The organism is Vibrio sp. 10N.286.51.E5 (genome assembly GCF_041469125.1).
Lineage (GTDB): Bacteria > Pseudomonadota > Gammaproteobacteria > Enterobacterales > Vibrionaceae > Vibrio > Vibrio crassostreae_C.
The window spans coordinates 70,582-77,699 of record NZ_JBFRJZ010000033.1; the positions used below are offsets into that span (position 1 = coordinate 70,582).

Consider the following 7,118-nt stretch of genomic DNA (forward strand, 5'->3'; position numbering starts at 1 on the left):
GGTTTGAAGTTGGGGGGGGGGTGACTGACGGCGGTATAGGTTGTTGTTCTACAAAGGTGATGTGGGTTTTATGTGCTTCTAGCCATGCCACTAACGGTGGTGTATTAGAAACCGTAACAGTGATGTGTAAATATGTATCGAACTCAGAGATACGTTGGTCGTTGGAAAGTGGTGTTTGGTAGAGATGTTCACCAGCTTGTTTAGTAATAGTGAATTCGAGTGTATAACGCTCATACTCTGTATTGGTGTATCCCGATGCTGAGTGTTGTAAGTCAAAATCTTGTGGGTAAGCAAACGTGAAGGTTGATAGTGTGACCTTGTGAATATGGCTGACATCAACAAAAGTAGCGTCTTTATTTCCCTTCTGGCGGTACACCAATATCAATGTATTACTTTGTTGTACAAGACCTAATGGCATGACATCTTTTCTGTGTTGCCCCTCTTCAGAGTAATAGTGCAAGTTTAACCAACGATTGTGGTAGAGCCCTTGACTGATAGCTGCGTAAGCATCAGGGCAGATATTACGCCTTAGTTCATAAGTGCCGAATAAATCGATTTTTCGTAACCATTGAGACTCTTTTGAGTCCTGAGCTAAGGATTCTAATCGGTAGTTAGCATCTTCAAATAACGACTGAAGAGTATGAGATATATGAGAAGGGATTAAATAATGTATGTGAGACTCAGCCAGACACAACAGTAGTGCTTCTTGAGTACCAGAGCCAACAAGAGATTTGGCTTGCTTTCGTTGGTACCCATAAGGTTTGTCACGAGTATCTCGGTCAATATCAAAATACTCAAGTAACACATCAAGGTTACGTTGAATCGTTCGAATATCTCTATCAATACCTATCTCCTGAAGCTGTGCTTTGAGCTCAGAGGCCGTGACTTTGTGCCAATACGGTATGCGCTTGTATAACTCAAGTGCTAATACCATATGCTGGCGAGTGCTCACATGAGTAGATTTACTCATCGTGCACACCTTTAGCGAAGTGGAGCAAAATAGAGGTGACGGTATAACGATGTTGGAACAAGTCACTCTCACTCGGTTGATAGCAAGAGACGAAGCTCTTCACGCTAGGCTTTAAGGTGAGTTGATTGTATGAGTAGCTTGGGCATCTGGTGTCGGATGAAAGCGTACAATTGAAATTAATTGAATAATCGAGGTGGGCATGATGAACTCCTATGTTGGTGGATACATAGAAGTGATATGTGTTTGAAATATATTAGATTAGAAGTAAATACGATCAGTTGATAATGAAAATCATTAGTGTTAATGGTTTTTGGTTGGGATACGAAATTGCACCATCATAGCTAGTGCCGTACCCCAAGCCGTACCCAGAGTTGATTTTCAGGTAGTGGAATTTATGTAACTATTTATTTTTTAAGTTCTAATAGCACACCTGCTTCCATGTGGTGCGTGTAAGGGAACTGGTCAAACAGAGCAAAACGAGTGATGTCGTGCGTTTCGCTTAGGATGTCTAGGTTCTCTTTCAATGTTTCAGGGTTACAAGAGATGTACATGATACGCTCGTAGCCTTGAACCATCTTACAAGTATCAACATCCATACCTGAACGCGGTGGATCAACAAAGATAGTGTTGCAGTTGTAGCTCTTAAGATCGATGTTCGCTTGCTGTAGACGACGGAACTCACGCTTGCCTTCCATTGCTACAGTAAAATCTTCTGCAGACATACGGATGATCTGAACATTTTCAATGTTGTTCGCAGCGATGTTGTATTGCGCAGATTCTACTGACGGTTTCGCCAGTTCAGTTGCCAGTACACGCTCGAAGTTTTGTGCTAGCGCTAATGAGAAGTTACCGTTACCACAGTAAAGCTCAAGTAAGTCGCCTTTGCTGTCTTGAGTACAATCGACAGCCCATTCCAACATTTTCTCTGCCACTTTGCCGTTGGGTTGAGTAAAGCTGTTCTCTACTTGTTGGTAGATGTAGCTATCACCATTCACATCTAGCTTTTCAATTACGTAGTCGCGGTCCAGTACGATTTTCATCTTACGCGCACGGCCAATCAGGTTTAGGTTGAAACCTTCATCGTTTAATTGCTGCTTAAGTGCTTTAGCATCTTGAATCCACTGTTCACCTAATTGACGGTGGTAAAGCAATGACACCAAAATTTCGCCGCTTAACGTAGAAAGGAAGTCTACTTGGAATAGCTTGTGGCGCAGAGAGTGGTTGTCCTTCATTGCATCTGTTAATAGAGGCATTAGGTCATTGATAAGACGGCTAGCTGCAGGGAACTGGTCTACGCGGTATTTTTCTTTAGTCTCTTGATTGAACATGACGTAATACATATCGTCACCTTCATGCCACACGCGGAACTCAGCACGCATGCGGTAGTGTTGTTCTGGAGATTCATACACTTCCAGTTCAGGCACATCATATTCTGAGAACATTTCTGTAAGACGCTCTGTCTTTTCTGCCAGTTGTTCTTGGTAGCGTTGCGGGTTTACATCTAAATTCGCCATTGTTATGCCTTTTGCTGTCGTGCTTTTAAATCAAGAGCGCAGATTTTATTCAATCACAGGCGCTTGTCCAGTGTTGAGAGCCATTCAATGTAAATCGACCATGAAAACTATAGCTTATAACTATCTTAGACTAGACAAATGATTCAGAGGTCAATACTATCTTCGGCAAGCTGGTGCCATTTAGATGTATAGATGGCTGAAGAGGGAATCTGGTGTGAATCCAGAACTGACGCGCAGCGGTAAAAGAGAACAAGTATTCACAAGACACTGCAAATAGCTTTTTGTGGGAAGTCGAATATAAGGTAACCAAAAGGTTGTGCTCTTGAGTCCGAATACCTGCCAGCGGCTAAACCATGACATGTGGTTTGGTAGGAATTTACGCGATTTAGGATCACAACATGAACAAATCCCTTTTAGCGGTTGCTGTAGCATCGCTGCTTTCACCTATCTCCAATTTACACGCCCAACAAGCATCTGCCGACGAAACCATGGTGGTTACGGCTAACCGTTTTGAGCAAAGCACGGAAAGTGTTGTCGCTCAAGTTGAAGTAGTAACACGCCAAGATATCGATCGAATTCAAGCTAAGTCTCTAACAGATGTGTTTAGACGATTGACGGGTATTCAGGTTTCACAAAATGGAGGTCGAGGACAGCAAGCTTCGATCTTTGTTCGTGGTGCTAACTCTGATCAAGTGCTTGTTCTCATTGATGGTATTCGTTTTGCGCGAGCTGCAAAGGGTGGTGTCGATTTTAGCCAGTTACCAATTACATTCGTTGACCGAGTGGAATACGTTCGAGGAGCTCGTGCCGCTATGTATGGCTCAGAAGCTATCGGCGGTGTTATCAACATTATTACTGTTGCAAACTCTGACAATGAAAAAACGGCAGTTAGTGCAGGTTTAGGAAGCTTAGATTACCAAGAGCTGAGCTTTGTTAGTGGTACTAAGGTCGGTGAAAATGGTCACTTGAACGTATCTGTTGGTTACGATTCCGATGAGGGATACAACGTTCATCCATTACCAGGTGTTAATGATGGTGATCGCCATGGTTTTGAATCACGCAATGCTCTAATTGGTTATGTTCATAATTTTGATCAGCAATGGAGTGGCTTCGCGAATTTCCGTATGTTTGAAACCATTTCTCAGTACGATGGTTCATTTGGTACAGACCATTCTTACAAAGAAGCTGAAGTTCAAAATTCGACCTTTGCTACTGGTGTTAAATATAGTGGCAGTGAACTTAAGTCTGATTTCTTAGTTAACTATCAGAATCAAGATAACTGGAACTACGAACAGTCTTTAGGCAAGAACTCAGCGTCAGCAACATCTGATGAGCTTGAACAGCTAAATGTTCAATGGGTGAATTCATACAAACTAACGTCGTCACTGACTCTTAGTGGTGGTGTAGATTGGCGTGATGAGGCTTATATTGTTAAGCCTTCGAATACTGAATACGACAGAACGAATGTTGCGTACTTCGCTGCATTAAACGCAGATGCGGATAAAGTGTTCGGAGAACTGAGTCTTCGTGTTGATGACAATGAGCAGTTTGGTACAGAAACTACTTACAACACAGGGTTAGGCTATCGTTATGCTGAGTGGCTTGTTGTAAAAGCAGCTTATGGCACATCCTTCAAAGCACCTAACTTGTATCAACTATATAGCTACTACGGTAATGCACAGTTAGAAGCTGAAAAGGCAGATTCATTTGAACTGACTTTTGGTGGCTTAATCAAGGATGTTGATTGGTCGATTACTGGCTATGACACGAACGTCGAAGACTTAATTGATTACAACTACGCGACAAGTAAGTACTACAATACCGATGGCGAAAGCCAATTACGTGGTGTGGAAATGGTCGTTGGATTTGATACTAGCTTTATTAACCACCAAGTGAGCGCTAATTTCCAAGACCCAGAAGATCAATCTGGTGAGCAACTGATACGCCGAGCTAAGAAGATTTACAAGTATAATGCAGTGGCTAGTTTCGATGATGTTGATGTTTCATTAGGTTTCCAATATGTAGGTGAGAGACCGGACTTCTCTGAAGATCTCGCAGCGTATAGCTTGTTTGATGTTTCAGTGAACTACTATGCGAATGAAAACCTTACTTTAAATGGTCGAGTGGATAACTTAACTGACGAAGAGTACGAGACTGCTGGTGGATACCCATCACCAGAGCGTACATATTACGTGAATGCTACTTACCAATTCTAATTATCACCTAAACCGCCTTCGGGCGGTTTTTTCTTATTGGGTATATCAATGAAAAAGAAAGTCGTCATAAGTTGGTCGTCAGGCAAAGACTCTACATTAACCCTAGAGCGTTTGCTTGAGAGTGCTGAGTATGAAGTTGTTGCTCTTTATACTACCTATGTTGGAGATGAAGTCCCTTTCCAGGTAACTCCTATTGATGTCGTTGCCATGCAGGCACAATTAATCGGTTTGCCACTCATCACCATAGAGCTTCCTGAAGTGTTCCCGAGCAATGAGATTTACCAAAGTACGATTGTCTCAGCATTGGAAGGGTCTTGCTTATCAATTGATGCGGTCGCATTTGGCGATATGTTTTGCAATGGCATTGCCGACTATAGAAAAAGCTATATAGAACCGGCTGGCTGGGAGTGTGTGTTTCCACTAATGGGAGAGAGTAGCCAAACTCTGGCTCAAGAAATCATAAATAGAGGAATCGAAACCTTTCTCGTCACAGTTGATAGCGATGCATTAGACATGAGCTATTGCGGGAAAGAATACACGCCTGAACTAATAGACAGTTTGCCAAGTCACGTCGACCCATGTGGAGAAGATGGTGAGTTCCATACCTTAGTCACGTCAGCGCCATGCTTTAAAGGTAAGCTTAAGATAGAGCTAGAAAATGTAGAGCAGGGTGAGCGCTTTGGGCATCAACGCTACCGAGCTTGCATTATGTAGAGTGATGATTGGCGAAAACTAGGTGAAGGGGTATCATTGCTGCGGAACTTATTACAGGTAATGGTTGTGTCGGAAAGCATACAAAAAAACATATTGGTCTTTGATTCTGGAGTTGGCGGTCTGTCTGTATATAAAGAGATAAGCCAGTTACTACCCAATCACAACTATATCTATGTATTCGATAACGAGGCTTACCCTTATGGTGAGCTCGATCAGCAAGTCCTCATTCAGCGAGTCCAAAGTATCGTCGCCAGTTTTGTGGCGAGTCACGCTATTGATATCGTGGTGATAGCTTGTAATACGGCCAGTACGATAGTCCTGCCGACACTTCGCGCTAATAACCTTATCCCTATTGTCGGCGTAGTCCCGGCAATCAAACCTGCTTCGTTACTGGCTAATAAAGCGGTTGGCCTTATTGCGACTCCCGCGACGATTACTCGTGAATACACACACGAGCTCATCAAAAACTTCTCGAGTAATAAAAGAGTAGAGCTGTTGGGTTCTACTCGGCTGGTGGATATGGCCGAAGATAAACTCAGAGGCGAGGAGATTAGCCTTGAAGAGTTACAGCAAATCCTTCAGCCGATGATCAACACAATTGATGTGGCTGTATTAGGATGTACTCATTTCCCATTGATCAAATCAGAGATTCAACAAGTACTAGGTGAAAGTGTAGTGCTGATAGATTCTGGTAAAGCGATAGCTAAGCGGGTTCAAGATTTGTTGGGTTTGGAAAGCGTTAATAAAGAAGGGAGAGTACGTGAAGTTTTTTGTAGTGCACTTCCTAAAAAAGAAAGTGCACTAAATAGTATGTTAAAGCAGTTAGGGTTTAGCTCAGTTCAGATTCGTCCGCTTCAGGATGTTTAGGATCATTTGCAACACGTACTTTTAAAGTGCGTTGCATGTAATCTTTATCGTTAAGTGCAGAGATTGCATGATTCACATCATTACTTGCCATAACAACAAATCCAAAGCCTCTTCTTTTACCAGTACGTTTGTCTTTCATTAAACGTACTGCAAATACTTCACCATGCTCTGAGAATAATTCACGTACATGTGATTCGTTCGCTTTGTATGGAAGGTTACCCACATAAAGTGTTTTGGTTGAAGCCTTAGGTTCTGAATCTGATTTTGAGTCGGTGCTTGAAAAGTTAACAACAAAAGCGGAAGCCAAGACACCAAGGATAAAGGTAATTGCAGGCGATATATCTACCTGAGAGAAAACAATGCCGCCTAATACAGCCAGTGCGACAATTAACAACATCGATTTTTTTGAGTTCATATCGGAATACTACATATTAATAAACGAAATAGACGCATCTACCATTAACAAAATAGACACATGAATCTTACGTTCATGGCTTCCATTTTTCCAATGTATTGCTGTGATACGTCTCAAATGTTTAGTTTTTATTCGAAAAATGCGGATCTGGTGGCTTTTTAGGCGAACAAAACTTTTATTTCAAAAAGCCCTTGTGCTCCATATCAATCTCTCTATAATGCCGCCTCACCGACACGGAGTGAGACGAAAGTCACCCAGCGAAATCGGTAGAGAAAAAGAGTTTGAAAATAACCCTTGACTCTCAAAGTGGTGCAGGTATAGTACGCACCCCTAGCGATTGAGATGTGAATCACAAAACGCTAGCGCTCTTTAACAATTTAAACCTATCAATCTGTGTGGGCACTCGTTGATGAATATCAAAA

General features: G+C 42.2%; 6 protein-coding genes and 1 riboswitch. Of the genes, 3 read left to right on the forward strand and 3 right to left on the reverse strand.

Features of this window, described 5'->3' with window-relative positions; genetic code table 11:
- The coding region (locus tag AB4161_RS13080) for a helix-turn-helix transcriptional regulator (protein ID WP_372083443.1) at window positions 1-970 on the reverse strand (970 nt) is incomplete at its 3' end.
- A gap of 404 nt (window positions 971-1,374) precedes the next feature.
- Complete coding sequence (trmA, locus tag AB4161_RS13085) at window positions 1,375-2,484, reverse strand: tRNA (uridine(54)-C5)-methyltransferase TrmA (protein WP_372083444.1); 1,110 nt, start codon at window positions 2,482-2,484, stop codon at window positions 1,375-1,377.
- A 154-nt stretch (window positions 2,485-2,638) separates the two neighbouring features.
- A riboswitch (cobalamin riboswitch) is annotated at window positions 2,639-2,843 on the forward strand.
- A gap of 39 nt (window positions 2,844-2,882) precedes the next feature.
- Here trmA and btuB point away from each other — a divergent pair.
- The 3 genes from btuB to murI are packed head-to-tail and all read left to right on the forward strand — an operon-like array spanning window position 2,883 to window position 6,281.
- Window positions 2,883-4,700 carry a TonB-dependent vitamin B12 receptor gene (gene btuB / locus AB4161_RS13090; RefSeq protein ID WP_017070283.1) on the forward strand — a complete coding sequence of 606 codons (1,818 nt, stop codon included), beginning with the start codon at window positions 2,883-2,885 and terminating at the stop codon, window positions 4,698-4,700.
- 48 nt (window positions 4,701-4,748) lie between these two features.
- Window positions 4,749-5,414, forward strand: a complete 666-nt coding sequence (locus AB4161_RS13095; protein ID WP_136977508.1) for an adenine nucleotide alpha hydrolase — start codon at window positions 4,749-4,751, stop codon at window positions 5,412-5,414.
- Between the two features lie 60 nt (window positions 5,415-5,474).
- Entirely contained in the window at window positions 5,475-6,281 is an 807-nt protein-coding gene (murI, locus tag AB4161_RS13100; protein WP_372083445.1) for a glutamate racemase, read from the forward strand.
- Here murI and AB4161_RS13105 read toward each other — a convergent pair.
- Window positions 6,244-6,696, reverse strand: coding sequence for an RNA-binding protein (locus AB4161_RS13105; protein ID WP_017061054.1), 453 nt, complete (start codon window positions 6,694-6,696; stop codon window positions 6,244-6,246). The genes murI and AB4161_RS13105 overlap by 38 nt on opposite strands.
- Window positions 6,697-7,118 lie beyond the last annotated feature (422 nt).

What these genes read in the sequence shown, in the direction of transcription:
- trmA (WP_372083444.1), bottom strand. Translation starts at nt 2,484, where the DNA reads ATGGCGAATTTAGATGTAAACCCGCAACGCTACCAAGAACAACTGGCA.
- btuB (WP_017070283.1), top strand. Translation starts at nt 2,883, where the DNA reads ATGAACAAATCCCTTTTAGCGGTTGCTGTAGCATCGCTGCTTTCACCT.
- AB4161_RS13095 (WP_136977508.1), top strand. Translation starts at nt 4,749, where the DNA reads ATGAAAAAGAAAGTCGTCATAAGTTGGTCGTCAGGCAAAGACTCTACA.
- murI (WP_372083445.1), top strand. Translation starts at nt 5,475, where the DNA reads ATGGTTGTGTCGGAAAGCATACAAAAAAACATATTGGTCTTTGATTCT.
- AB4161_RS13105 (WP_017061054.1), bottom strand. Translation starts at nt 6,696, where the DNA reads ATGAACTCAAAAAAATCGATGTTGTTAATTGTCGCACTGGCTGTATTA.